Origin of the sequence: Streptomyces fructofermentans, from assembly GCF_014651055.1 — a bacterium.
Lineage (GTDB): Bacteria > Actinomycetota > Actinomycetes > Streptomycetales > Streptomycetaceae > Streptomyces > Streptomyces fructofermentans.
This window is the reverse complement of the sequence record NZ_BMWD01000009.1, coordinates 18,840-44,536: the sequence shown is the minus strand read 5'-3', so window position 1 is coordinate 44,536 and position 25,697 is coordinate 18,840. Positions and strand designations below refer to the sequence as shown.

The window sequence follows — 25,697 nt, the reverse complement described above, 5'->3', positions numbered from 1 at the left end:
CCCCGGGCTCGGGGCGACGCCCGGTGATCGTGAGCCGGTGAGCGCGTCCGCCCGCCGGCCCGCTGGTCGTGAGTGCGAGTACGGTCCCCGAGTCCGCCCGGCGGGACGCGCCGGGCGGCCGCGTCACAGCCAGCCGTTGCGCTTGAAGCCCCGGTGGAGCGTGAAACACGCGACGGCGATCACCGCGAGCGCCAGGGGGTAGCCGAACCTCCAGCGCAGTTCCGGCATGACGTCGAAGTTCATCCCGTAGACGCCGCAGACCATCGTCGGCACCGCGATCAGCGCGGCCCACGCGGTGATCTTCCGCATGTCCTCGTTCTGCGCGACGCTGACCTGAGCAAGATGCGCCTGAAGGATCGAGTTCAGCAACTCGTCGAACGCGGCTATCTGCTCGGCGGCCCGGAGCTGGTGGTCCGAGACGTCCCGGAAGTACGCCTGTATCTCCGGATCGATCACCCGGATCGGCCGGGTCGCGAGATCCATGACGGGGCGGCCGAGGGGGACCACCGCCCGCTTCAGCTCCAGCAGTTCACGCTTGAGCTGGTAGATGCGGCCCGGATCGGCCCGGGCCCCGTCGGTGGAGAACACGTCCGTCTCGACCTGGTCGATGTCGGCCTGCACCGCGTCCGTGACGTTGAGGTAGTCGTCCACCACATGGTCCGCGATGGCGTGCAGCACGGCGGCCGGTCCCTTGGCGAGCTGCTTGGGGTCGGCCTCCAGCTCCTCCCGCAGCGGGCCCAGTGATCCGTGCCTGCCGTGCCGCACGGTGATCACGAAGTCCCGCCCGGCGAACACCATGATCTCCCCGGTGTTCACCACCTCGCTCGTGGCGGTCAGTTCGGTGTGCTCCACGTAGCAGACGGTCTTGAACACCGCGAACAGCGTGTCCCCGTAGTGCTCCAGCTTCGGCCGCTGATGGGCGTCCACCGCGTCCTCGACCGCGAGCGGGTGGAGGTCGAACAACTCGGCGATCCCCGCGAACTCCGGCTCCGTCGGCTCGTGCAGTCCCAGCCAGACGAAGCCGCCGTCGGCCTTGCGGACGCGCTCCACCGTTTCAGCCAGGTCGCGCCCCGCGGGAACCCTCGATCCCTCCGCGTACGCCACGCAGTTCACCACCGACGAGCCCAGCGGGGAACGTGCGGGATGGCTCAGGTCGACACGGGGGCGCCGTCGTGTCAGCCGCGCCACCTTGCGGAGTCCGCCGACCCTGCTCAGGCCCGTGACCTTCCGCAGATTCCCTGCCATGGACATCTGGATCTCCTCGCGTGGATCTCCTCGCGCCGCACTCTGCGCCTTGCCGCGGCCAGTCTGCCAGGACGTCACATCCGGCGGGAAAGCCTGTGGGAACGGAGCGTTCCGCTCCTGATGCCGCTCGGGTGAGGGGTGCGGAAGGGGGTGTGGGTCGACGGAGGGTGGCCGGGGCCGGAAGCGTCGGCCGGGGTCGGGTGCGCCGGGAGCGTCGGCCGCGGAGACCAAGCGGACAAATGGGATGATCAACGTATGACGCAAACCGACGGACATCTCCTCGACAGCCGGCAGCCCGAGGCGGGGCCCCGCCACGACGCCCTCGCGGCCCTCTTCGACCCCACGACGTTCCGGCACCTGGAGCGACTCGGCATCGGATCCGGCTGGCGCTGCTGGGAGGCGGGTGCGGGCGGCGCGTCCGTGGTGTCCTGGCTCGCGAAGAAGGTCGGGCCCACCGGCCGCGTGGTCGCGACGGACACCGACACCTCCTGGGCCGGTCCGGCCGTGCGTCCGCCCGTCGAACTGAGGGTGCACGACGTGGGGGCCGACGCTCCGCCGGGGGAGGGCTTCGACCTCGTGCACGCCCGGTTCGTGCTGGCCGATGTCGTCGACCGGGAGCAGGCGCTGCAGTCGATGGTCAAGGCGCTGCGGCCCGGCGGGCGGCTGCTGGTGGAGGAGGCCGACCCCGCGCTCCAGCCACTGGCCTGCCCCGACGAGCACGGGCCCGAGCAGCACCTGGCCAACCGGCTGCGCGCCGCCCTGTGCGAGTCGTACGCGCGCAACGGCACCGACCTCGGCTACGGGCGCAGGCTTCCGCGGCTGCTCCGGGAGGCCGGGCTGCGTCAGGTGGAGGCCGAAGCGTACTTCCCGGTCACGTCGTCCGGGTGTGCGGCGCTGGAGTCCGCGACGCTCCGCCAGTACCGGCAACGGCTCGTCGAGACGGGGCTCGCCACCGACCAGGACATCGACCGGCATCTGGCGAACGTGGCCGCGGACGGGACGGACCTGGCGTCGGCCCCCCTGATCTCGGCGTGGGGCCGCAAGCCCTGACCCCCGGGCGAGGCCGGCGGACGGCCCGGTCCCGCGACGGCCACCGGTACCGGACGGGGTCGATCGCTTCCGTGCGACGGGCGCGAGCCTCCGGACGACGGTCGCGGGCTCGCGTGAAGGCCACGGGCCTCCGTGCGACGGGCGCCCGCCCCTCCGCGTGCCCCCCCGTGGGACGGACCGTGGGGCGGAAGTCCGCCCCCGCGCAACGAACGCGCGTACGAGTGGGGCTGCCTGCGGAGCGGACGTGAGCCGCTGAGGGCGGGCCGCCGGCGCCGCGCCGCCGGGCCCGTACTAGCCGTCGGGCCTCCCGCCCACCCGTTCCACCGCCCGGGCTCCCGCCAGGCATCCCTCGGCGACGGCGTCCTCCGCCCCGGCCCCCGAGAGCAGTGCGGCCAGGAAGGTGCCGGTGAAGGCGTCACCGGCACCGGTGGTGTCGACCGGGTCGGCGGGCGCCGCCGGGACCCGGGCCCGGACCTCCCCGGACCGGGCGATCAGGGCCCCGTCGGCTCCCTGCTTGACCACCACCAGCCCCGCCTGGCGGCTCAACTTGCCCGCCGCGTCCGCCGGATCGGGCAGGCCGGTCAGCAGACAGGCCTCGTCACGGCTGGGCAGGAGCGCGTCCACGCCGTCCGCCAGCGCGAGGAACCGGTCCACCCCCAGGTCCGCGAGGAACCCCGCCGACGCGGGATCCACGCTCACCGGGACACCACGCGCGCGTGCCGAATCCATCGCGGCGGCCACGAACGTCCGGCTCGGCGCGGAGAAGAACAGATAGCCCGACAGGTGCAGCCACCCGACACCGTCGAGCAGCTCCGGCGACCAGTCCCCGGCGTCCAGCCGCAACGACGCGCCGCTGTCCGTGAGGAAGGTGCGCTCCGCCGCCGAACCGCCGTCCACCAGGCAGATCACTGTGCCCGTCGACGCCAGCGGGTCGACGACCAGCAGCGGGAGGACCCCGGACCGCGCGAGCTCCCGTTCGTGCCACGCGGCCGCGTCCGAGCCCACCCGTCCGAGCAGCCGCACCTCGCAGCCGCCGCGCAGAGAGGCCCAGCAGGCCACGTTGGCGCCCGCGCCGCCCGGCACCGTGCGGATGGCGGCGGAGGTGTCGGTGCCCGGCGCGAGCGGTCCCCGGTGCCGGGCGACGACGTCCGTGATGACATCGCCGACGACCAGCAGGGCGCCGCCCCCGGGCCTCGGCGTGCCGTCGTCGTCGCCGGTCACACCGCTGCCCAGGCCGCCGCGATCCGCCCCGCCAGTCGTACGTTGCCCCGTACCGCCGCCAGATTGGCGCTCAGCGACGCCCCGTCCGTGTGCCGTACGAGGTGGTCGAGGAGGAACGGCGTGACCGCCTGGCCCCTCACGCCCTCCGCCTCGCACGCGTGCAGCGCGTCCGCGAGCACGCGCGCGTGCAGGTCCGGGTCGAGTTGTTCGTCCTCGGGTACGGGGTTGGCGACGATGAGCGCCGACTCCGGCCCGTCGAGGGAGTCCTGGGCGCGCATCACCGCAGCCACCTCGGCCGGCGACTCCAGCGTCCAGTCCACCGGGTGACCCGAGTCGGAGAGGTAGAAGCCGGGGAAGTGCGTCGTGCCGTACCCGGCGACCGTGACACCCAACGTCTCCAGGCGCTGCAGCGTCGCGGGCACGTCCAGGATCGACTTGACGCCCGCGCACACGACCGTGATCCGGGTGCGCGCCAGCAGTCCCAGGTCGGCGGACTCGTCCTGAGTCACCGTCCATTCCCGGTGCACACCGCCGAGCCCGCCCGTGGCGAACACCCGTACGCCCGCCTGGGAGGCGAGCAGAGCCGTCGCCGAGACGGTGGTCGCCCCGCTGACACCGGCGGCGACGGCCGGCGGCAGATCGCGATGCCCCAGCTTGCGGATGCCGTCCTCGTTGGCGATCCGGTCCAGCTGTTCCTTGTCGAGGCCGACCAGCGGCCGACCGTCCAGGACCGCGATCGTCGCGGGAACCGCGCCCTCCTGCCGTACGGCGTCCTCCAGTTCGAGCGCCACCTGCAGATTGCGCGGACGCGGCAGCCCGTGCGCGATGATCGTCGACTCCAGCGCCACCACGGGCCGTCCCGCCGCGAGCGCCTCCCGCACCTCTTCGGACACCACCAGCACGCGCGTGCCTCCTGTCTGTCGGTTCTCCCTCATCCCTGGCGGGCGGCGCGCCCGGCCAAACCCTTGCGGTCGCCGCGAGGGCCCCGCAGCCTGGGGGCATGACGGACAACTCGACACGTCTCGACCATGTCGTTCTCTGGGTGCGCGACCCTGTCGCCTCGGCCGGCTTCTACGAGGGGGCGATGGGCCTGGAGCCCATCGGGGTCGCCGAGTTCACCGACGGAAGGACGTCCTTTCCGTCCGTCCGTCTCAACGAGGAGACCATTTTCGACCTGGCGCCCCAGACACTGGCCGCACGCATGGACGTCGTTCCGGGCGCGGCCGGCAGCGCGGGCCATCCGGTGAACCACGTATGCCTGTCCCTCACGTGCGAGGACTTCGACAGCCTGCGCGCCCGGCTCGAGGAACGGGCCGTGCCGCTCTCGGAGTTCACGCACGACGCGTCCGGCGCCCGCGGGAAGGCCAAGCGGAGCTTCTACTTCCGAGACCCTGACGGGAACGTCTTCGAAGCGCGCCACTACGACTAGTTGCCGTGGGCCGCATGATTCCCCACAGGTCCGGGCTCTTCCGCGCAGGCCCGCCAGAGTCTCTTTGCGTGAAGCCCCGCCGAACGGTGGGAGAAAGGGGTGCCCCACGCGCGTGGGGCACCCCCTTCGACGGCCTCGTGTCTCAGACGGGCCGTACTCCCGCCAGCGCCCCGTGCGGATCGAGGACGTACTTGCGGCTCGCGCCCTGATCGAACTCGGCGTAGCCGCGCGGCGCGTCGTCCAGGCCGATCACCGTCGCGTTGACGGCCCTGGCGATGTGGACCCGCTCGTGGAGGATCGCCTTCATCAGCCCTCGGTGATACCGCATCACCGGGCACTGACCCGTGGTGAAGCGGTGGCTCTTGGCCCAGCCCAGCCCCAGCCGCACCTTGAGCGTCCCGGTCCGCGCGTCCTGGTCGATCCCGCCGGGATCGTCGGTCACGTACAGGCCCGGAATGCCCAGCGCGCCGCCCGCGCGGGTGATGCCCATCAGCGAGTTGAGGACCGTCGCGGGAGCCTCCGGGGCGTCGGGTCCGTGCGCCCGCGCCTCGAAGCCCACCGCGTCGACGGCCGCGTCCACCTCCGGCTCGCCCAGGATCTGCGCCACCTGCTCACCCACGTCGCCCCGGCTGACGTCGACCGTCTCGCAGCCGAAGCTCCTGGCCTGCGCCAGACGCTCGGTGTTCAGGTCGCCGACGATGACGACGGCGGCGCCGAGGAGGTGCGCCGACGCCGCGGCTGCGAGCCCGACCGGCCCGGCCCCGGCGATGTACACGGTCGAACCGACCTCGGTCCCTGCCGTCACCGCGCCGTGGAACCCGGTCGGGAAGATGTCCGACAGCATGGTCAGGTCGAGGAGCTTCTCCCTGGCCTGCTCCGGGTCGGGGAAGCGCAGCAGATTGAAGTCCGCGTACGGGACCATGGCGTACTCCGCCTGGCCGCCGACCCAGCCGCCCATGTCGACATAGCCGTACGCCGCGCCGGGACGCGCCGGGTTGACGTTCAGACAGATGCCGGTGTCGCGCTCCTTGCAGTTGCGGCACCGCCCGCAGGCGATGTTGAACGGCACCGAGACGATGTCCCCGACCTCGATGGTCTCGACGTCCGGACCCCGTTCGACGACCTCTCCGGTGATCTCGTGCCCGAGGACGAGTCCCTCGGGCGCTGTCGTGCGGCCCCGCACCATGTGCTGGTCGCTGCCGCAGATGTTGCTGGCGAGGACTTTCAGGATGACCCCGTGCCGGCACTTCCGGCCCACGTTGTCGCGTGCCACTCCCGGTCCGTCCTGCAGTTCGAGCGTCGGGTGGTCGATCGTCCTGACTTCCACCGCGCCCGGCTTCAGGTACGCGACTGCCCTGTTCCCGTTGCTCATGCGTGATCGCCGTCCCTTCGGCCCCCGTGAATCGGATGCCAGTGGCTGTGCGCATGGCGGAGTCTGCTACCGCTGTGCCCTTCCGACCACCCTTCGCGCGGGCCCAGTCGAAGGCGCGCCTCGACGGCCCTCGCGCGCTGTCCGTAGGGCGGTCGGGCTCGGCTACGACGCGGACTCGGGCGACGGCGACGGCGACGGCGTGGAAGTGCGCGAGGGCGAGGGCGAGGATGTCGGTTCGTCGGGCGTCGTCGTGCGGCGGGTGAACATCGCCAGCGCGCCCAGCGGCAGCAGCAGACAGGCGGCGAGGAGGTTCAGCCAGCCGAAGCCGGCCTGCGCCATCACGAGTCCCGCGGCCGCGCCGCCGAGGCCCGCCGACGTGTTCATGGTCAGGTCGGAGAGCCCCTGCGCGGCGGCGCGCGCGGGCTGGGGGACCGAGTCCGTCAGCAGGGCGGAGCCGGAGACGAGCCCGGCCGACCAGCCGAGGCCCAGCAGGAAGAGTCCCGCCGCTGTCTGCCCGTGCCGGCCGTCCGCGGTGCCCGCGAGGAGGACCGCGCAGGCCAGCAGTGCCATGGACAGGCCGATCACCGAGAGCCGGCCGAACCGGTCGGACAGCCGGCCCATCACGGGCGAGAACGCGTACATCCCGGCGATGTGGACGCTGATGACCAGCCCGATCAGGTCGATGCTCGCGCCGTGGTGGCCGAGGTCGATCGGTGTCATCGACATGACCGAGACCATCGCCGTGTGCGAGACGGCCACCGTCACCAGGGCGAGACGGGCGCGCGGTGAACTGCGCACCGCGGCCGCCCCCGCCCGGATGGACCGTGCCGCGGGCGACTGTTCCTCGACCGGAGCCAGGGCGCGGGCGGTGAGCAGCGGATCGGGCCGCAGCAGTACCGCGACCAGCAGGGCCGATATGAGGAACACCCCGGCCGCCCACACGAAGGGTCCCGCGGCCTCCGGTATGCCCAGACCGGCGACGCTGCGGCCCGCGGGCGCGGCGATGTTGGGGCCGAGCACGGCACCGATCGTCGTGGCCCACACGACGTTGGAGATGGCGCGTGCGCGCCGCTGGGGCTCGGCCAGGTCGGCGGCCGCGAATCTCGACTGGAGGTTCGCCGAGGAGGCGGCGCCGAAGGCGGCCATGCCGAGCAGCAGCAGCGGGAAGTTGTCCACGGTCGCCCCCGCGACCACGATCGCCGCCCCCGCGGCCCCGATCAGATAGGCGAGGACGAGCCCCGGCCGACGGCCGCGCGAGGTCATCAGCGCGGCCAGCGGCACGGAGAGCACGGCGGTGCCCGCGACGGTCGCGGTGGGCGCGAGCCCGGCCAGTGACTCGGTGCCCGAGACCTCCTCGGCGAGGACGACGGCGAGTGCGATGCCCGTGGCCACGCCGAGGCCGCCGAGGATCTGGCCGGCGACCAGCACCGCGGTGATGCGGCGGCGAAGCGCGGGAAGCGCGGCCGCGTCGACGGGGACGGCCACCTGCCGTTCGACGGCGGTCACAGCGACGCCTCGGGTGCGCCGGGACACGCCCGCCCCGCTCCGGTCCGGGTGGTGAACTGCACCGGGACGGATGCGTGCAGGCGGGTGATCTCGTGCGCCGGCCCGACCTCGGACGGCGCACGGTGAACGGTCCGGGCGCCCGGTCCGCGCGGGTCGGTGGAATCTGCCGCGCGTCCGCGCGGGAACGTGTGTGTCACCGGCGCAGTCTCCCCCCTCGTCCCGGACTCGGGACACCTCATGACGACGACAACGACGACAGCCCCGGCGGGGACTTCCGCCCGGCCCTCAGAAAAGGGGCTCCGGCAGTACGCCCTCCAGCGCGAGCAACTGCCGCTTGGTCTCCAGGCCTCCCCCGAACCCGCCGATGCCGCCGTCCCGCTCCACGACCCGGTGGCACGGCACGACGACGGGCAGCGGGTTCGCGCCCATGGCGGTGCCCACGGCCTGCGCGGCCCCCGGCTGCCCCACCCGCCCGGCCAGGTCGCCGTACCCCACCACCGTCCCGTACGGCACGCCCGAGGCCAGCTCACGCAGTACCTGACGGTTGAAGCCGGAGATCAGCGACCAGTCGAGCGGCAGGTCGAAGTCGTTGCGCTCCCCGGCGAAGTAGGCCGCGAACTGGCGTATCGCCTCGGTGAGCAGGGGGGAGTCGGGCGCCTCCACGGGCTCTGCGCCGAGCCGGGACGCCAGCCGCTCCAGAGCTTTGTCGCGGACCGCGTCCGTGGCGTGGAAGACGACGCTGACCAGGCCCTCGTCCGTCGCCGCGAGGAGCAGCGGACCGATGCGGCTCTCGACGAGGGCCCACACCACCCGCTGCTCGTTCTGCCCATGGCTGTTCATGTCGTCCACCGTACGGCGCACCACTGACAACGCCGGTGGCCCGGGGCGCCCACGGGCGTCCGGACCACCGGCGACGGCACCCGGCAGGGCGGGCACGGACGCGGCCGACCGCCCCGCCCGGCGGTCCGTGCGTCAGCCCCGGAGCAGGGCCGCGCGCACCACGTCCGGCTTGTTGGTGATGACGCCGTCCACGCCGAGCCCCGCCGCCCGCCGCGCGCCTGCCGCCGTGTCGACGGTCCAGGTGAGCATCTCCAGCGGACGGCCGTGGGGTCCTTCGAGTCCGTGCAGCGCGGCGACGTAGCCGAGGGAGATCGTCGTGTGCGACGAGTTGACCTGGTCGGCGAACCGCGCGTACGCCGGCAGCTCCCAGACCTTCGGCGTGCCCAGGAAGCCCGTCTTGATGTCGGGCCGCAGCGTGTGCACGGTCCGCACGCTGTTCGTGCTGAAGCTCTGGACGACCAGCCTGTTCCGCACGTGGGAGGGCGCCAGCCACCCCTCGTTGCCGAGGACCTTCAGGGTCTCCCGCTCGATGCCCGGGTAGAGGGCGGGGTTCTTGATCTCCAGTACGAGCTTCTGGTGGTTGCGCGAGACCCGCTTCATGTACTGCTTCAGCGTCGGCACGCGCGCGCCCGCGTACCGGGCGCCGAACCAGCTGCCGGCGTCCAGACGGGCGATCTCCGCGGCGGTGAAGTCCCTGACCTTCCACGGGGCCCGGCGGGGGAAGAGGCGCTCCACGTCGGTGGTGCGGGCGAGGCTGTCGTCGTGGATCACCACGAGTACGCCGTCCCTGGTGCGCTGGACGTCGTTCTCGACCCAGTCGAACCCCAGGGCGTCCGCCTTGTCGACGGCGGCCAGGGTGTTCTCGGGCGCGTAGGCCGAGGCGCCGCGGTGGGCGACGACCGAGGGCCGCTCGGTGCCCGTGTCCGCGTGGGCGGCCGTGGACGGAAGGGCGAGGACGGAGGCTCCCAGGAGCGCGGTGGTCGTGACGGCGGCGCGCGCGTGCATACGTACTCCTTGCGTGAGCGATCACGGACAGTCCAAGAGTGACAGCGGAGGGTCAACAGCAGGGGAGTACAGGATGGCCACAAATTGAATGGAGTTGCCCAAGTCCGATCACGTGTGCCGCACAACTGCGGCAAGGACGTGATTCTTTGCCGGATAATCGTTCGAGCGTTCCGCCGAGGGTCATACTCTCTGCGTCATCCACGGCCGCCGAGGCGGTCCTGGGACGGGGGGCATTTCATGATTTTCAGGAAGTAACAGGGCGGAAGGGCAACCGCGCATGCAAGGCACGGTCGACGGATTCAGCTACGGACTCGTCACGCCCGTGGTGGCGTACCTCATGGCCTGCCTCGGTGGGGCGCTGGGGCTGCGCTGCACGACGAGGTCGATGCTCGTCACCCGTTCCTGGCGGGCCGGCTGGCTGGCGCTCGGCTCGGCGGCGATCGGCTCCGGCATCTGGACCATGCACTTCATCGCGATGATGGGCTTCTCGGTCCACGAGACCCCGGTCCGCTACGACCAGCCCATGACCTTCGCCAGCCTCGGTGTCGCCGTCGTCATGGTCGGCGTGGGGATCTTCATCGTCGGCTACCGGGGTGCCTCCGGAACGGCCCTGTTCACCGGGGGCACCATCACGGGCCTCGGCATCGCCTCGATGCACTACCTGGGCATGGCCGGCATGCGGCTCAACGGGAAGCTGGAGTACAACACCCTCACCGTCGCCGCCTCGGTCGTCATAGCCGTCGTCGCCGCGATAGCCGCCCTGTGGGCGGCGGGGCAGGTGCGCGGCTTCCTGTGGACCGTGGGCGCGAGCCTCGTCATGGGGCTCGCCGTCAGCGGCATGCACTACACGGGCATGGCGGCCCTCAGCGTCCATCTGCACAGCACGTCGAGCGCCCCCGCCGGAGAGTCGCCGACGACCCTGCTGGCACCCCTGATGATCGGCCCGCTGGCCTTCCTGCTGCTCGCCGCCGTGGTCGTCATGTTCGACCCGCTGATGATCATGGGGAAGCCCGACTGGAGCTCCGTCGAGCAGAAGCCGGGGATACCGGCCCACATGGTCCGCCACACCGGCCGCCGCCCGCTGTCGGGACAGCGCCGAAGCGCCCGGCGCCCGGGGTCCCGCACCCCGCAGAGCTGGTGATCCGTCCCCGTTGTCAGTGCGGAGTCGTACGGTGGATCCATGCGGCCCGTATCCAAGATCGAACGCACGGTGGCGCCTTTCGAGGTCGTCAGCCCCTACCAGCCCAGCGGCGACCAGCCCGCTGCCATCGCCGACCTCGAGCGGCGCGTCCGCGCCGGTGAGAAGGACGTCGTCCTCCTCGGCGCGACCGGCACGGGCAAGTCCGCGACCACCGCGTGGATGATCGAGAAGCTCCAGCGCCCCACGCTCGTCATGGCACCGAACAAGACCCTGGCCGCCCAGCTGGCCAACGAGTTCCGCGAGCTGCTGCCGAACAACGCGGTCGAGTACTTCGTCTCGTACTACGACTACTACCAGCCCGAGGCGTACGTCCCCCAGTCGGACACCTACATCGAGAAGGACTCCTCGATCAACGAGGAGGTGGAGCGGCTGCGCCACTCCGCCACCAACTCGCTGCTGACCCGCCGCGACGTGGTCGTGGTCGCCTCGGTCTCCTGCATCTACGGCCTGGGCACGCCGCAGGAGTACGTGGACCGCATGGTCAACCTCAAGGTCGGCGACGAGATCGACCGCGACGACCTGCTCCGGCGTTTCGTCGACATCCAGTACACCCGCAACGACCTGGCCTTCACGCGCGGGACCTTCCGCGTCCGCGGCGACACCATCGAGATCTTCCCGGTGTACGAGGAGCTGGCCGTCCGCATCGAGATGTTCGGCGACGAGATCGAGGCGCTCTCCACGCTGCACCCGCTCACCGGCGAGATCATCAGCGACGACCAGCAGCTGTACGTCTTCCCGGCCACCCACTACGTCGCGGGACCCGAGCGACTGGAGCGCGCGGTCAACGACATCGAGAAGGAGCTGGGCGGCCGCCTCGCCGAGCTGGAGAAGCAGGGCAAGCTCCTGGAGGCCCAGCGGCTGCGCATGCGCACCACCTACGACCTGGAGATGCTGCGCCAGATCGGCTCCTGCTCCGGCGTGGAGAACTACTCGATGCACTTCGACGGCCGCGAGCCCGGCTCCCCGCCGAACACGCTGCTGGACTACTTCCCGGACGACTTCCTGCTCGTCATCGACGAGTCGCACGTCACGGTCCCGCAGATCGGAGCCATGTACGAGGGCGATGCCTCCCGCAAGCGGACCCTCGTCGACCACGGCTTCCGGCTCCCCTCCGCCCTGGACAACCGGCCCCTGAAGTGGGAGGAGTTCCAGGAGCGCATCGGCCAGGCCGTCTATCTGTCCGCGACCCCCGGCAAGTACGAGCTCTCCCGCGGCGACGGCTTCGTCGAGCAGATCATCCGCCCCACCGGCCTGATCGACCCCGAGGTCGTCGTCAAGCCGACCGAGGGCCAGATCGACGACCTCGTGCACGAGATCCGCAAGCGCACCGAGAAGGACGAGCGCGTCCTGGTGACCACGCTCACCAAGAAGATGGCCGAGGACCTCACCGACTACTTCCTGGAGATGGGCATCCAGGTCCGCTATCTGCACAGCGACGTCGACACCCTGCGCCGTGTCGAGCTGCTGCGCGAACTGCGGGCCGGCGAGTTCGACGTCCTGGTCGGCATCAACCTCCTCAGGGAGGGCCTCGACCTGCCCGAGGTCTCCCTCGTGTCGATCCTCGACGCCGACAAGGAGGGCTTCCTGCGCTCCGGCACCTCGCTCATCCAGACCATCGGCCGCGCGGCACGCAACGTGTCCGGACAGGTCCACATGTACGCCGACAAGATCACCCCGGCGATGGAGAAAGCCATCGACGAGACCAACCGCCGCCGGGAGAAGCAGGTCGCGTACAACACGGAGCGGGGCATCGACCCGCAGCCGCTGCGCAAGAAGATCAACGACATCGTGGCGCAGATCGCCCGCGAGGACGTCGACACCGAGCAGCTGCTCGGCTCGGGATACCGCAGGTCCGCGGACGGCAAGGCGGCCAAGGCCCCCGTCCCCGCGCTCGGCTCCAAGGCCGCGAAGGCCGCGAAGGGCTCCAAGGCGGCCAAGGGCGGGGCGACCGTGCCCACCGACCGCCCCGGTGCGGAACTTGCGGAGCAGATCGAGGAGATGACCGAGCGGATGCGGGCGGCCGCCACCAACCTCCAGTTCGAGATCGCCGCACGGCTGCGCGACGAGGTGTCGGAAATGAAGAAGGAACTGCGCCAGATGAAGGAAGCCGGTATCGCCTGAGGCTCCGGGCGGCGCGGTGTGTTGCAAGACCGACACAAAGTGTGCACCAGGGTTCGGCGTTGTCAGTGGCCCTGCGTAGTCTTGCTGGTCAACCGCAGGACTCTGCGGCAACAGGGGACAGTTCGAGAGGGGAACAGCGCGTGACGGTCAACATGACCAAGGGTCAGGCCATCAGTCTGCAGAAGAACGACGGGGGCACGCTGACCGCGGTCCGCATGGGGCTCGGCTGGCAGGCGGCCCCGCGACGTGGTCTGTTCGGCTCTCGCACCCGGGAGATCGACCTCGACGCGTCCGCCGTGCTCTTCGCGGACAAGCAGCCCGTCGACGTGGTGTTCTTCCGTCACCTCGTCAGCGACGACGGCTCCGTGCGCCACACCGGTGACAACCTCGTCGGCGGCGTGGGCCAGGGCGGCGACGACGAGGCGATCCTCGTCGACCTCGCGCGCGTCCCGGTCCACATCGACCAGATCGTCTTCACCGTGAACTCGTTCACGGGCCAGACGTTCCAGGAGGTGCAGGACGCGTTCTGCCGTCTGGTCGACGAGACCAACGGCCAGGAGCTGGCCCGCTACACCCTGGCCGGCGGCGGTCAGTACACGGCGCAGATCATGGCGAAGGTGAGCCGCGCGGGCGCGGGCTGGCAGATGACCGCACTCGGCACGCCGGCCAACGGCCGCACCTTCCAGGACCTGATGCCGGCGATCCTGCCGCACCTGTAGGCAGTCGGGCACCGGGGTACGAGAACACATAGGGGGAACGAAGGCAATGACGGCTGAGCTGGTCCGGGGGCAGAACCATCCGCTCCCAGAAGCGCGAATCGAGATCCGGGTGTCGGCCGGGAAACCGATCGTGGCGGGGGCCACGCTCAGCGACGAGCAGGGCGCGGTGCACGGCGTCGAGTGGGTGGCCCACCCCGGGTCACCCACGCTGCCCGGCATCGAGGTGTCCAAGCAGGCGGCGGCGGATCACCGTCTCGCCTGCGACCTGGACGCGCTGCCGGAGTCCGTGCACCGGGTGAGCGTGCTGCTCGCGCTGCCGTCCGGCGTCGGCGGCCCGGTCCGCTTCGGGGCCGTCGCGGCGCCCTTCGTCGCGGTCACCGGACTCGACGGTTCCGAGGTCGCCAGCTACACGATCACGGGACTCGACGCCGAGTCGGCCGTCGTCGCCCTGGAGCTCTACCGCAGGCAGGGCGCCTGGAAGGTGCGGGCCATAGGCCAGGGGTACGCCGGCGGCCTCGCCGAACTCCTCACCGACCAGGGGCTGCCCCAGGCCCACCAGCTCGCGGGCACCATCAACGAGGCCGTCGCCCAGGGCCTCGCCCGATCCGTGGCCGCGCCTCCGCCGCGCACGGCCGACGGCGACCGGTCGCGGCAGGCCGCGACCCCGGTGCGCGGCCAGGACCAGGGCGGCACCGCGCCCCAGGGCGTCCACGGCCAGGTGCCGCCGCAGCACGGCCACCCGGGCGGCCAGACCTCCGGGTCCGCGGGGCCCTCGGGGGCCGGCACCACAGGACACGGGGCGCCCCCGTCCGGCTACCCCTCGGGACCGGGGCAGGCGGACCCCTCGGCCGTCACCCCGTCCGCCGGGGTGGGCGGGCCCGTCAACTACAGCCACCCGGGCCGGCAGCCCGCCGCCCCGCCGCCGCCCCCTCCCACCGCGCCCCCGGCCCAGCCGGGACAGCCCGCCCAGCCCGTCGCGGGCGACGCGACCGGCTGGTCGATGGAGGAGCGCCTGTACAACCAGGTGTGGGGCATGTTCGAGGACCTGGCGCGCAGCGCTGCCGCGTACCGGAGTGCGGTCGACTTCGCCGAGTCGCGCATGGAGCAGGAGCTGGACAAGGTCCTGTCCGACCCCCGCAGCCGCATCGGCGGGCAGGGCGACGCCGCACGGGAGGCGGCCCGCGCCAAGCACTCGCAACTGGTCGACCGGGCCCGGGAGTCGCTCGACCGCGACCTCGCCCAGCTCACCGCCGAGTCCGAGGTGGTCGAACCCGCGCTGCCGCCCGCGTTCGCCCGCTGGGACAACCCCGTCTGGCAGGGCTACCGGGTGCCGATGGAGGTCCCCATGGCCCTGCGCCTGGGCGATCTGCACCTGCCCGAGAGCGCCGGCCTGAGCATTCCGATGCTGGTCCGGCTGCCGCTGGAGCGCGGTCTGTGGATCGACAGCGGCCGTGCCGGTTCCGTCGACGCCTCGATCGCCGACTCGGACGAACGGCGCCGCCTGGCCATGGAGACGGCCGTGGCGCACGCCGCCCGGCTGCTCGCGGTCTACCCGGCGGGCGACTACGCCGTCCACGTCATAGATCCCGGAGGCTCGGGCGCCACGGCGCTGGCTCCGCTCACCAGCACCGGAGTGCTCGCCGCACCGCCCGCAGTGGGCGCCGCGGGCGTGAACGAGGTGCTGGCCGGACTCACCCAGCGCGTCGACCTGGTGCAGATGGCGATCCGGGGCGGCGCGGCCGACTCGCTCCCGCCGGACCTGGACACCGCCGAGCAGCTGGTCATCGTCAACGACTTCCCGCACGGCTTCGACGACCGAGCCGTCACCCAGCTGCGCTACCTCGCGGACGAGGGACCGGCCGTCGGCGTCCACCTGATGCTGGTGGCCGACCGGGAGGACGCGTCCGCGTACGGGCCGCTGCTCGACCCGCTGTGGCGCTCGCTGCTGCGTCTCACCCCGGTGCCGGACGACCACCTCGCCGACCCGTGGGTCGGCCACGCGTGGACCTACGACCCCTCACGCGTGCCGAACGGCAGCCAGGTCCTCCAGCACGTACTGACCCAGGTCGCGGCGGCCCGCCGCTCCTGGAACCGCTGACCCCGGCCGCCTCCCAACCCTTCCCCAAGAGATCGTCAAGCCTCCTGAACTGCATATTTGTACTTGCCTTTACCAATCTCTTTACCTTTCCTTGGTGATTGGGGTACTGTCGTCCGCACGGAGGGGAGTACTCCCTACCTACTGCGGCGTACCCGTCAATACGGATCTGGCCAGATCCCGGGGCGTCGGCCCGCGACGGATCGGGGCGCATCGAGCGCCCAGGACGCAGCGGGTGGAAGAGACCTCCGGCAGCGACGACGCTGACATTTGCCGTTACGTACTGCCGGAGGCGCAGTGGATGTTTCCGTGACCCTTTGGGTCCTGACGATCGTGGGCCTCGCGGCCCTCATCGCGGTCGACTTCTTCATCGGCCGCAAGCCGCACGACGTGTCCATCAAGGAAGCCGGAATCTGGACCGTGGTCTGGATCGCCCTGGCCGCGCTGTTCGGACTCGGACTGCTCGTGTTCGGTGGCGGGCAGCCGTCCGGCGAGTTCTTCGCCGGCTTCATCACCGAGAAGTCGCTGAGCGTCGACAACCTCTTCGTCTTCGTGCTGATCATGGCGAAGTTCGCGGTGCCCTCGCAGTACCAGCAGCGGGTGCTCCTCGTCGGCGTACTCATAGCCCTGGTCCTGCGCGCGATCTTCATCGCCGCGGGTGCCGCGATCCTCGCCAGCTTCGCCTGGGTCTTCTACCTCTTCGGCGCGTTCCTCATCTACACCGCCTGGAAGCTGATCCAGGAGGCCAGGGCGGACGCCGACGACGAGGAGTTCGAGGAGAACCGCCTGCTCAAGGCCGCCGAGCGCCGCTTCGGTGTGGCCGACCGGTACCACGGCACCAAGCTGTGGATCCAGCAGAACGGCAAGCGCGTCATGACGCCGATGCTGGTCGTCATGCTCGCGATCGGCACCACGGACGTGCTCTTCGCGCTCGACTCGATCCCCGCGATCTTCGGTCTGACGCAGGACCCGTACATCGTCTTCACGGCGAACGCGTTCGCGCTGATGGGCCTGCGGCAGCTGTACTTCCTGATCGGCGGACTGCTAAGGAAGCTGGTCCACCTCAGCTACGGCCTGTCGGTCATCCTCGGCTTCATCGGCGTCAAGCTCGTGCTGCACGCACTGCACGAGTCGGGCGTCCATGTTCCGGAGATATCCATCCCGGTCTCGCTGGGTGTGATCTGCGCCGTCCTGGTGATCACCACGATCACCAGCCTGATGGCCACCAGGAAGCAGGCCGCCGAGGAGACCGCCGTCACCGACGGGGACCCGAAGGACGAGGACGTCCGCAAGGACAGCATCGACGTCTGACCGCGTTCGGACGAAGAGGCGACACCCATCGGGAGCGGTGTCCGGCGCATCGCCGGCCACCGCTCCCGTTGTCCGCCCGTGTGCCCGAGCGCCGTGTCACCGGCGTGCGGGGCCCACGGGCTCCTGCGACGATCGCTGCATGATCGCTCGGCTCCGGACACTCGCGACGCAGTGGACCGCCCTCGTGCCCGTGATAGCGATCGTGCTCCTGGTGTTCACCTGGGGACGCGACCTGCCGGGCCCGGTGGTCGCCGTGGTCACCCTCGTACTGGCCGGAGCGGTGCTGTCGGCCGTCCACCACGCCGAGGTCGTCGCACACCGGGTCGGTGAACCCTTCGGCTCACTGGTCCTCGCGGTGGCCGTCACGATCATCGAGGTCGCGCTGATCGTCACCCTCATGGCCGACGGCGGCGACAAGAGCTCGACTCTCGCCCGGGACACGGTGTTCGCGGCGGTGATGATCACCTGCAACGGCATCGTGGGGCTCAGTCTGCTCGTCGCCTCGCTCCGCCACGGGCTGGCGGTCTTCAACGCGGAGGGCACCGGCGCCGCCCTCGCGACCGTGGCGACCCTCGCCACGCTCAGCCTGGTGCTGCCGACGTTCACCACCAGCAAACCGGGGCCCGAGTTCTCCACGGCCCAGCTCACCTTCGCGGCCCTCTCCTCACTGGTCCTGTACGGGCTGTTCGTGACCACCCAGACCGTACGGCACCGCGACTACTTCCTGCCGATCACCCGGCACGGCAAGGTCATCGATGTCGACGAGCACGCCGGAGTTCCCTCGTTCAGGACCACGATGACCAGTCTGGGACTGCTCGGCCTGGCCCTCGTCGGAGTCGTCGGCCTGGCGAAGGGCGTGTCGCCCACGATCGAGTCGGGGGTCGAGGCGGCCGGTATGCCGCACGCCGTGGTCGGTGTGATCATCGCCCTGCTCGTACTGCTCCCCGAGACCATCGCGGCGATCCGCGCCGCCCGCCGGGACCGGGTGCAGACCAGCCTGAACCTCGCGCTCGGTTCGGCCATCGCGAGCATCGGCCTGACCATCCCCGCCGTGGCCGTCGCCTCGCTCTGGCTCTCCGGCCCCCTCGTCCTCGGCCTCGGTCCCATCCACATGGTGCTGCTCGCCCTGACCGTGGTGGTCAGCTCGCTCACCGTGGTCCCCGGCCGGGCAACCCCGCTCCAGGGCGGAGTCCACCTGGTGCTCCTGGCCGCGTACCTGGAACTCGCGGTCAACCCCTGACGACGGCCTGCCCGCCGGCCGCCCCAGTGCCCGCCCCCGCCCCGGAGCCCGAGCCCGCCCCCGCCCCCGAGCCAAGTTCCGGTCCCGCCCCCGCACCGGCTTCCGAGGACACCGCCCCCGCACCCGCCCCCGAGGACACCGCCCCCGCACCCGCCCCCGAGGACACCGCCTCCGGACCGGCCTCCGACCCCGCCCCGGACCCGGCGGTCCCCATCCCCCCACCCGCGGGCGTCCCGCCGACCGGCCGTGTCTCCGGCAGCAGGGCGAAGCACCCCAGGCTGAGCAGCGCCACGGCCGTCAGATAGGCGGCCACTCCCCAGGGCACCCCCGTGCTCCGCTCGGCCACGGCCGTCGCCACGATCGGGGTGAGGGCGCCCCCGAGCACTCCGCCCAGGTTGTAGCCCACGGCGGCGCCCGTGCAGCGCACCCGCGGTTCGTAGAGCTCCGGCAGGTACGCGGCGATCACGGCGAACATCGTCACGAACGCGACCAGGGCCACCAGGAAGCCGAGGAACATCAGCGGGGGTTCGCCCGTCGACAGCAGCGCGATCAGCGGGAATATCCACACCGCCGCAGCCGTACAGCCCACGAGGCACAGCGGCCGCCGCCCGTAGCGGTCCCCGAGCATCGCCGCGAACGGTGTCAGCGCGCCCTTCACGACGACGGCGGCCATGACGCAGGCCAGCATGACGGTACGGCTCACGCCGAGCCGCTCGGTCGCGTGGGCGAGCGACCAGGTCGTCACCGTGTAGAACACCGCGTATCCGACCGAGAGCGCCCCGGCGGTCAGCAGGACCAGGCGCCAGTGGCCCCGCACCACCTCGGCGAGCGGCATGCGCGCGTGCTCGCGCAGTTCCAGGAACCGGGGGCTCTCCACCAGGGAGGAGCGCAGCCAGAGCCCCGCCGCGGCGAGCACCCCCGCCGCCCAGAACGGCACCCGCCAGCCCCAGGAGGCGAACTGGGCTTCGGTGAGCGTCGCCGACAGCGTCAGCATCACTCCGTTGGCGAGGAGGAAACCCAGGGCGGGACCGATCTGCGGGAAGCTCGACCACAGGGCCCGCCGGTCCGCCGGGGCGTGCTCGGCGGTGAGCAGCACCGCCCCGCCCCACTCCCCGCCGAGCCCGAGCCCCTGCAGGAACCGCAGTGCGAGCAGCAGCACGGGAGCGGCCGTCCCGATGGATTCGTACGTCGGTACGCAGCCGACCGCGACGGTCGCGGCGCCGGTCAGCAGCAGCGAGGCGACGAGGACGGGCCGACGGCCGTGGCGGTCGCCGATGTGACCGAACAGGACCGACCCCAGCGGCCGCGCCACGAAGCCGACCGCGAACGTCCCGAAGGCCGCGAGTGTGCCCGCCACCGGGGAGAAGGTGGGGAAGAACAGCGGCCCGAGGACGAGTGCGGCGGCCGTCCCGTAGACGAAGAAGTCGTAGAACTCGATGGCGGTCCCGGCGAGCGAGGCCGTCGCGAGCCGCAGCATCGACGGACCCTGAGGGCCCTGGGCTCGCTGAGGGTTCTGGGGGCTCTTCGCGGTGCGTACACGGTGCATGCCGCGTCAACCGCCCGTGGTCACGGCGGGTTACGGGGCGCCGGGGCCGGTCGTCGCCGGAACGGGACTCGGGGGTCGCGGGCGCCGTCGTCCCAGGAGGGCGGGGCAGGAGGGTGGGGGCCGTTCCGCTGTCGGCGCACCGTGATAGACCGGGGTCCGAGCAGCGGTCCCGAACGGGCCGAACCAGCCGAACGGACCGGAGGAACCGTGCCCCGCACCCTCGCCAACGCCCCGATCATGATTCTCAACGGCCCCAACCTGAACCTGCTGGGGCAGCGCCAGCCGGAGATCTACGGCTCCGACACGCTCGCCGACGTCGAGGCGATGTGCGCCGAGGCGGCGGCCGCGCACGGAGGGACGGTGGACTTCCGCCAGTCCAACCACGAGGGCCGACTGGTCGACTGGATCCACGAGGCACGCCTCGGCCACTCCGGGATCGTGATCAACCCGGGCGCCTACTCGCACACCTCCGTCGCCATCCTGGACGCGCTCAACACCTGCGACGGACTGCCCGTGTTGGAGGTGCACATCTCCAACATCCACCGGCGCGAGGAGTTCCGGCACCACTCGTACGTGTCGCTGCGCGCCGACGGGGTCATCGCGGGCTGCGGCGTACAGGGTTACGTGTTCGGTGTGGAGCGGGTCGCCGCGCTGGCCGGAGCGGGGCGGACGACGGCCTGACGGCACGTCCGGAGCACCGGCCCGTACGCACCCGGCCGGGCGGTGGCCGCCGGACGTCGGCCACCGCTGCCGGGCGGGGCCGCCGGCCGAGGGCGGAGAACGAGGGCCGGCGACCCGTCCGCGCAGGAGCCGTCATCCTGTGCGGGACTGCGTCCAGTGCACCGTGCGCACCCGGCCGCCGGGAGCGCACGCGCGCGGCGGGTATGTGCGCGCGCTTCACACGGGGCGCGCGGCCCCGTGGTTCGCGCGCCCTCCGGCACGGGGTCGGCGGGACGCCCCGCACGGACACCTCGGAGGCCTCCGAGGTGGTTGTCCGTACGGGGCGTCAGGCCGAGGCGGCTGCGCGCCAGGCCGGTTCGATGCCCGTTCGGCGCGGCGGGCCCGTCACCAGCCCCGGGCGCGCCATTCCGGCAGGTGCGGACGCTCCGCGCCGAGCGTCGTGTCGTCGCCGTGCCCCGGGTAGACCCAGGACTCGTCGGGCAGCGCGTCGAAGATCTTCGTCTCGACGTCGTTGATCAGGCTGGCGAACGCCACCGGGTCCTTGCGGGTGTTGCCCACGCCGCCCGGGAAGAGGCAGTCGCCCGTGAACACATGGGGGTGGCCGTGCGGGTCGTCGTAGACCAGCGCGATCGATCCGGGTGTGTGCCCGACCAGATGGCGTGCGACGAGCTCCACCCGCCCGACCCGGATCGTGTCGCCGTCACCGACCGGCACGTCCGTCGGTACGGGGATGCCGTCGGCGTCGTCCCGTCCCGCGTACGTACGCGCTCCCGTGGCCGACACGACCTCCGCGAGCGCCTGCCAGTGGTCCCCGTGCTGATGCGTCGTGACCACGGAGGCGATGCCGTCGTCACCGATCAGTGTGAGGAGGGTGCCGGCGTCGTTCGCCGCGTCGATCAGCAGCTGCTCGTCCGTGGCGCGGCAGCGCAGCAGATAGGCGTTGTTGTTCATCGGGCCGACCGCGACCTTCGAGATCATCAGGTCGCGCAGCTCGTGCACGTCCGCAGGGCCGCCGACCGTCACCGCTCCGCTGTACGTCATGCGACTCAGCCTATAGCGGGGGGAGGGCGGGAAGCGGGCCGCCGTCCACACGCAGCCCCGAGCCGTCGTGCCGGCCCGCGAGCCAGCCGAGCAGCACGGGCGCGGGTCCGCCGACGGTCCGCTCCACCCCGCTGCCGGCCGCCAGGTCGGCCCCCGCCGGGCCGGGGCCGGCGGGTCGGCCGGTGATCCACGCGCGCGTGCCGTCCGTCACACGGGTCGCGGGGACGTCGGGGTGGCCGGCGAAGCGGTCCGTGAGGAACTCGATCTCCCGCTCCACGAAGGTGTCCGGCAGGTCGTCGAGCCCGTACCCGATGCCCAGGTCGACGTGGTGCAGCTCGATCTCGATCCACCGCCGGAACGGCACCCGCGAGGCCGTGTCCGTGACCCCGTTGCGCAGCTCCACGGTGCGGGACCAGTCCGCGGGCGCGGCGCCCGTCTCCTGGAAGCGGGCCCCACTGGCGCGCAGGTCGGCGAGCTGGGCGTCCAGGGGGCGCGGGGCGTCCCGCTCGATGTCGGCGTCCCGGGCATCGCCCGAGACGTACATCGGCCGGCCCTCCAGGACGTTCACGAGGGCGTCCGCGTTGCGGGACAGGTGGGCCAGGACGTGGCCGCGGCTCCAGCCGGGAAGCCGTGACGGCTCGGCCGCGGAGGCGTTGTCCAGACCGGCGACCGCGGTGAGGAGCCGCTCCGTCGCTTTCCGTACGGATGCCAGGTCGCGCACATGATCGTTCATGGGTCCGACGATAGCTCCGCCACACGTTCGGGTGAAGGCGGTCGGTGACCCCCGTAAATCGAATGCACGTGCTATATGGTCGGGTGCGGCGTCGGGCATTCTTGAAGGTCCGGGATTGTTACCAACCAGGGAAACCAGACCGGCGTTGTCAGTGGCTCCCCCTAGTCTGAAAAAGACGGGGCCGCGGCCCCTGTCACTTCTTCTCAAGAAAGGTGCGGACCGGCGTGGCCGACCGTCTCATCGTCCGTGGAGCGCGCGAGCACAACCTCAAGAACGTCTCGCTCGACCTCCCGCGCGACTCGCTCATCGTCTTCACGGGCCTGTCGGGGTCGGGCAAGTCCTCGCTGGCCTTCGACACGATCTTCGCCGAGGGGCAGCGGCGCTACGTGGAGTCGCTCTCCTCGTACGCCCGGCAGTTCCTCGGTCAGATGGACAAGCCCGACGTCGACTTCATCGAAGGGCTCTCCCCGGCGGTCTCGATCGACCAGAAGTCGACCTCGCGCAACCCGCGGTCGACCGTCGGCACGATCACCGAGGTCTACGACTACCTGCGGCTCCTCTTCGCGCGCATCGGCAAGCCGCACTGCCCCGAGTGCGCCCGCCCCATCACGCGCCAGTCGCCGCAGGCCATCGTCGACAAGGTCCTGGAGCTGCCGGAGGGGAGCCGCTTCCAGGTCCTGTCCCCGCTCGTGCGCGAGCGCAAGGGCGAGTTCGTCGACCTCTTCGCCGAGCTCCAGACCAAGGGGTACAGCCGGGCCAGGGTCGACGGCGAGACCGTCCAGCTGACCGAGCCGCCCACGCTGAAGAAGCAGGAGAAGCACACCATCGAGGTGGTCGTCGACCGCCTCACGGTCAAGGCGGGCGCCAAGCGCCGCCTGACCGACTCGGTGGAGACCGCCCTCGGACTCTCCGGCGGCATGGTCGTGCTCGACTTCGTCGACCTCCCGGCCGACGACCCCGAGCGCGAGCGCATGTACTCGGAGCACCTGTACTGCCCCTACGACGACCTGTCCTTCGAGGAGCTGGAGCCCCGCTCCTTCTCCTTCAACTCGCCGTTCGGCGCCTGCCCCGAGTGCTCCGGCATCGGTACGCGCATGGAGGTCGACGCCGAGCTGATCGTCCCGGACGAGGACAAGTCCCTCGACGAGGGAGCCATCCACCCCTGGTCCCACGGACACACCAAGGACTACTTCGGCCGTCTCGTCGGCGCCCTCGCGGACGCGCTGGGCTTCCGCACCGACATCCCCTTCGCCGGCCTGCCGCAGCGCGCCCGGAAGGCGCTGCTGTACGGGCACAAGACGCAGATCGAGGTCCGCTACCGGAACAGGTACGGCAGGGAGCGCGTCTACACCACGCCCTTCGAGGGGGCCGTCCCCTTCGTCAAGCGGCGGCACGGCGAGGCCGAGAGCGACGCGAGCCGTGAGCGCTTCGAGGGCTACATGCGCGAGGTGCCCTGCCCCACCTGCCAGGGCACGCGCCTGAAGCCGCTGGTCCTCGCGGTCACCGTCATGGACAAGTCGATCGCCGAGGTCGCGGCCATGTCCATCAGCGACTGCGCGGACTTCCTCGGCCGGCTGAAGCTCAACGCGCGCGACAAGAAGATCGCCGAGCGCGTCCTGAAGGAGGTCAACGAGCGGCTGCGCTTCCTCGTCGACGTCGGCCTCGACTACCTGTCGCTCAACCGCGCGGCGGGCACCCTGTCCGGGGGCGAGGCCCAGCGCATCCGGCTTGCCACCCAGATCGGTTCCGGACTCGTCGGCGTCCTGTACGTGCTCGACGAGCCGTCCATCGGCCTGCACCAGCGCGACAACCACCGGCTGATCGAGACCCTGGTCCGGCTGCGCGACATGGGCAACACGCTCATCGTCGTCGAGCACGACGAGGACACCATCAAGGTGGCCGACTGGATCGTCGACATCGGTCCCGGCGCGGGCGAGCACGGCGGCAAGGTCGTGCACAGCGGCTCCCTGAAGGAGCTGCTCGCCAACGAGGAGTCGCAGACCGGCCAGTACCTGTCGGGCAAGAAGGCCATCCCGCTGCCCGACATCCGGCGCCCGCACGACCCCTCCAGGCTGCTCACCGTGCACGGCGCCCGGGAGAACAACCTGCAGGACATCGACGTGTCGTTCCCGCTGGGTGTGCTCACCGCCGTCACCGGAGTCTCCGGCTCCGGCAAGTCGACGCTGGTCAACGACATCCTCTACACGCACCTGGCCCGTGAGCTGAACGGCGCCAGGAGCGTTCCGGGGCGCCACACGCGCGTGGACGGCGACGACCTCGTCGACAAGGTCGTGCACGTCGACCAGTCGCCCATCGGCCGCACGCCGCGGTCGAACCCGGCGACGTACACGGGCGTCTTCGACCACGTCCGCAAGCTGTTCGCGGAGACGACCGAGGCGAAGGTGCGGGGCTACATGCCCGGCCGCTTCTCCTTCAACGTCAAGGGCGGCCGCTGCGAGAACTGCGCGGGCGACGGCACGATCAAGATCGAGATGAACTTCCTCCCGGACGTGTACGTCCCGTGCGAGGTCTGCCACGGCGCCCGCTACAACCGGGAGACCCTGGAGGTCCACTACAAGGGCAAGTCCATCGCCGACGTCCTGAACATGCCGATCGAGGAGGCCATGCACTTCTTCGAGGCCGTTCCGGCGATCTCCCGCCACCTCACGACGCTCAACGACGTCGGCCTCGGCTACGTGCGCCTCGGCCAGTCCGCGACCACGCTGTCGGGCGGCGAGGCCCAGCGGGTCAAGCTCGCCAGCGAACTGCAGAAGCGGTCCACCGGGCGCACGGTCTACGTCCTGGACGAGCCGACCACCGGACTGCACTTCGAGGACATCAGCAAGCTGCTGGTCGTCCTGTCCGGACTGGTCGACAAGGGCAACACGGTCATCGTCATCGAGCACAACCTCGACGTCATCAAGACCGCGGACTGGGTCGTCGACATGGGACCCGAGGGCGGCGCGGGCGGCGGCCTCGTCATCGCCGAGGGCACGCCCGAGGAGGTCGCCGGGGTCCCGGCCAGCCACACGGGCAAGTTCCTGCGCGAGGTGCTGGGCGCCGAGCGCGTCAGCGACGCCTCGCGGGAGGTGAAGGCGCCGCGCAAGGCGGCCGCGAAGAAGGCGGTCGCCGCCCGCTCGGCGCCGGCGAAGAAGACGGCCACGGCCCGGACGTCCGCAGCCGGGACCACCAGGTCCACGGCAGCCAAGAAGGCCCCGGCCAAGAAGACCACCCGGGCCCGCAAGGCCTGAGCCCGGAGCTTCGCCGACCGGGCGCGAGGCGCGGCGACGCGCTGGTGTCCGGGCCCGGTCGGCACTTCGGCCCCACGTGCGGCGCCCCAC

19 protein-coding genes and 1 pseudogene are annotated in these 25,697 nt (G+C 71.5%); 10 read left to right on the top strand and 10 right to left on the bottom strand.

Annotated elements, in window-relative coordinates:
- Positions 1-123: 123 nt before the first annotated feature.
- Positions 124-1,251 carry a magnesium and cobalt transport protein CorA gene (locus IE265_RS14855; RefSeq protein ID WP_190036014.1) on the bottom strand — a complete coding sequence of 376 codons (1,128 nt, stop codon included), beginning with the start codon at positions 1,249-1,251 and terminating at the stop codon, positions 124-126.
- Between the two features lie 249 nt (positions 1,252-1,500).
- Here IE265_RS14855 and IE265_RS14850 point away from each other — a divergent pair, with 249 nt between their 5' ends.
- Positions 1,501-2,295 (top strand): methyltransferase, encoded by a 795-nt coding sequence (locus tag IE265_RS14850; protein ID WP_190036013.1) that lies wholly within the window; start codon positions 1,501-1,503, stop codon positions 2,293-2,295.
- A gap of 291 nt (positions 2,296-2,586) precedes the next feature.
- On the opposite strand, the gene IE265_RS14845 is transcribed toward IE265_RS14850, so the two are convergent.
- A complete protein-coding gene (locus tag IE265_RS14845) occupies positions 2,587-3,516 on the bottom strand; it encodes a carbohydrate kinase family protein (RefSeq protein ID WP_190036012.1) in 930 nt (309 codons plus the stop codon).
- On the bottom strand, positions 3,513-4,418 hold the full coding sequence (locus tag IE265_RS14840) for a pseudouridine-5'-phosphate glycosidase (RefSeq protein ID WP_190036011.1): 906 nt from the start codon (positions 4,416-4,418) through the stop codon (positions 3,513-3,515). The genes IE265_RS14845 and IE265_RS14840 overlap by 4 nt, the downstream gene beginning before the upstream one ends.
- 98 nt (positions 4,419-4,516) lie before the next feature.
- Here IE265_RS14840 and IE265_RS14835 point away from each other — a divergent pair, with 98 nt between their 5' ends.
- Positions 4,517-4,945, top strand: a complete 429-nt coding sequence (locus IE265_RS14835) for a VOC family protein (RefSeq protein WP_190036010.1) — start codon at positions 4,517-4,519, stop codon at positions 4,943-4,945.
- 142 nt (positions 4,946-5,087) lie between these two features.
- On the opposite strand, the gene fdhA is transcribed toward IE265_RS14835, so the two are convergent.
- From fdhA to IE265_RS14815, 4 genes are all read right to left on the bottom strand, one after another.
- Positions 5,088-6,317, bottom strand: a complete 1,230-nt coding sequence (gene fdhA / locus IE265_RS14830) for a formaldehyde dehydrogenase, glutathione-independent (RefSeq protein WP_190036009.1) — start codon at positions 6,315-6,317, stop codon at positions 5,088-5,090.
- A 162-nt stretch (positions 6,318-6,479) separates the two neighbouring features.
- Entirely contained in the window at positions 6,480-7,823 is a 1,344-nt protein-coding gene (locus tag IE265_RS14825) for an MFS transporter (protein ID WP_190036008.1), read from the bottom strand.
- A gap of 285 nt (positions 7,824-8,108) precedes the next feature.
- Entirely contained in the window at positions 8,109-8,663 is a 555-nt protein-coding gene (locus tag IE265_RS14820) for a methylated-DNA--[protein]-cysteine S-methyltransferase (protein ID WP_190036007.1), read from the bottom strand.
- 132 nt (positions 8,664-8,795) lie between these two features.
- Positions 8,796-9,668 carry a glycerophosphodiester phosphodiesterase gene (locus IE265_RS14815; RefSeq protein WP_190036006.1) on the bottom strand — a complete coding sequence of 291 codons (873 nt, stop codon included), beginning with the start codon at positions 9,666-9,668 and terminating at the stop codon, positions 8,796-8,798.
- Between the two features lie 277 nt (positions 9,669-9,945).
- On the opposite strand from IE265_RS14815, the gene IE265_RS14810 reads away from it, so the two are divergent.
- The 6 genes from IE265_RS14810 to IE265_RS14785 all read left to right on the top strand — a co-directional run bounded on the left by IE265_RS14810 (position 9,946) and on the right by IE265_RS14785 (position 18,355).
- Entirely contained in the window at positions 9,946-10,809 is an 864-nt protein-coding gene (locus tag IE265_RS14810; protein WP_190036005.1) for an MHYT domain-containing protein, read from the top strand.
- A 39-nt stretch (positions 10,810-10,848) separates the two neighbouring features.
- Positions 10,849-12,990 (top strand): excinuclease ABC subunit UvrB, encoded by a 2,142-nt coding sequence (uvrB, locus tag IE265_RS14805; RefSeq protein ID WP_190036004.1) that lies wholly within the window; start codon positions 10,849-10,851, stop codon positions 12,988-12,990.
- Positions 12,991-13,130: 140 nt separating this feature from the next.
- Positions 13,131-13,709: a TerD family protein gene (locus IE265_RS14800; protein WP_190036003.1), complete on the top strand. Its 579-nt coding sequence runs from the start codon at positions 13,131-13,133 to the stop codon at positions 13,707-13,709.
- 46 nt (positions 13,710-13,755) lie between these two features.
- Entirely contained in the window at positions 13,756-15,807 is a 2,052-nt protein-coding gene (locus tag IE265_RS14795) for a TerD family protein (protein WP_190036002.1), read from the top strand.
- A 294-nt stretch (positions 15,808-16,101) separates the two neighbouring features.
- Positions 16,102-17,115, top strand: coding sequence for a TerC family protein (locus IE265_RS14790; RefSeq protein ID WP_190036001.1), 1,014 nt, complete (start codon positions 16,102-16,104; stop codon positions 17,113-17,115).
- Between the two features lie 139 nt (positions 17,116-17,254).
- Positions 17,255-18,355: a calcium:cation antiporter gene (locus IE265_RS14785; protein WP_190036000.1), complete on the top strand. Its 1,101-nt coding sequence runs from the start codon at positions 17,255-17,257 to the stop codon at positions 18,353-18,355.
- Positions 18,356-18,593: 238 nt separating this feature from the next.
- On the opposite strand, the pseudogene IE265_RS14780 reads toward IE265_RS14785, so the two are convergent.
- Positions 18,594-19,832 (bottom strand): annotated as a pseudogene (locus IE265_RS14780) (MFS transporter); the annotation flags it as partial.
- 276 nt (positions 19,833-20,108) lie between these two features.
- Between IE265_RS14780 and aroQ the strand changes: the two are divergent.
- Complete coding sequence (gene aroQ / locus IE265_RS14775; protein ID WP_190035999.1) at positions 20,109-20,582, top strand: type II 3-dehydroquinate dehydratase; 474 nt, start codon at positions 20,109-20,111, stop codon at positions 20,580-20,582.
- A gap of 384 nt (positions 20,583-20,966) precedes the next feature.
- Here aroQ and IE265_RS14770 read toward each other — a convergent pair whose 3' ends face one another.
- Both IE265_RS14770 and IE265_RS14765 read right to left on the bottom strand, forming a co-directional pair.
- The gene (locus IE265_RS14770) at positions 20,967-21,623 is read right to left on the bottom strand and encodes an MBL fold metallo-hydrolase (RefSeq protein ID WP_190035998.1); all 657 of its coding nucleotides are present in this window, start codon (positions 21,621-21,623) and stop codon (positions 20,967-20,969) included.
- A gap of 10 nt (positions 21,624-21,633) precedes the next feature.
- Positions 21,634-22,356, bottom strand: coding sequence for a maleylpyruvate isomerase family mycothiol-dependent enzyme (locus tag IE265_RS14765; RefSeq protein ID WP_190035997.1), 723 nt, complete (start codon positions 22,354-22,356; stop codon positions 21,634-21,636).
- A 224-nt stretch (positions 22,357-22,580) separates the two neighbouring features.
- Here IE265_RS14765 and uvrA point away from each other — a divergent pair, with 224 nt between their 5' ends.
- Positions 22,581-25,607, top strand: a complete 3,027-nt coding sequence (gene uvrA / locus IE265_RS14760) for an excinuclease ABC subunit UvrA (RefSeq protein ID WP_190035996.1) — start codon at positions 22,581-22,583, stop codon at positions 25,605-25,607.
- Positions 25,608-25,697 lie beyond the last annotated feature (90 nt).

What these genes read in the sequence shown, in the direction of transcription:
- IE265_RS14785 (WP_190036000.1), top strand. Translation starts at nt 17,255, where the DNA reads ATGATCGCTCGGCTCCGGACACTCGCGACGCAGTGGACCGCCCTCGTG.
- IE265_RS14850 (WP_190036013.1), top strand. Translation starts at nt 1,501, where the DNA reads ATGACGCAAACCGACGGACATCTCCTCGACAGCCGGCAGCCCGAGGCG.
- fdhA (WP_190036009.1), bottom strand. Translation starts at nt 6,317, where the DNA reads ATGAGCAACGGGAACAGGGCAGTCGCGTACCTGAAGCCGGGCGCGGTG.
- IE265_RS14855 (WP_190036014.1), bottom strand. Translation starts at nt 1,251, where the DNA reads ATGTCCATGGCAGGGAATCTGCGGAAGGTCACGGGCCTGAGCAGGGTC.
- IE265_RS14820 (WP_190036007.1), bottom strand. Translation starts at nt 8,663, where the DNA reads ATGAACAGCCATGGGCAGAACGAGCAGCGGGTGGTGTGGGCCCTCGTC.
- IE265_RS14765 (WP_190035997.1), bottom strand. Translation starts at nt 22,356, where the DNA reads ATGAACGATCATGTGCGCGACCTGGCATCCGTACGGAAAGCGACGGAG.
- IE265_RS14770 (WP_190035998.1), bottom strand. Translation starts at nt 21,623, where the DNA reads ATGACGTACAGCGGAGCGGTGACGGTCGGCGGCCCTGCGGACGTGCAC.
- IE265_RS14810 (WP_190036005.1), top strand. Translation starts at nt 9,946, where the DNA reads ATGCAAGGCACGGTCGACGGATTCAGCTACGGACTCGTCACGCCCGTG.
- IE265_RS14835 (WP_190036010.1), top strand. Translation starts at nt 4,517, where the DNA reads ATGACGGACAACTCGACACGTCTCGACCATGTCGTTCTCTGGGTGCGC.
- IE265_RS14815 (WP_190036006.1), bottom strand. Translation starts at nt 9,668, where the DNA reads ATGCACGCGCGCGCCGCCGTCACGACCACCGCGCTCCTGGGAGCCTCC.
- uvrB (WP_190036004.1), top strand. Translation starts at nt 10,849, where the DNA reads ATGCGGCCCGTATCCAAGATCGAACGCACGGTGGCGCCTTTCGAGGTC.
- IE265_RS14795 (WP_190036002.1), top strand. Translation starts at nt 13,756, where the DNA reads ATGACGGCTGAGCTGGTCCGGGGGCAGAACCATCCGCTCCCAGAAGCG.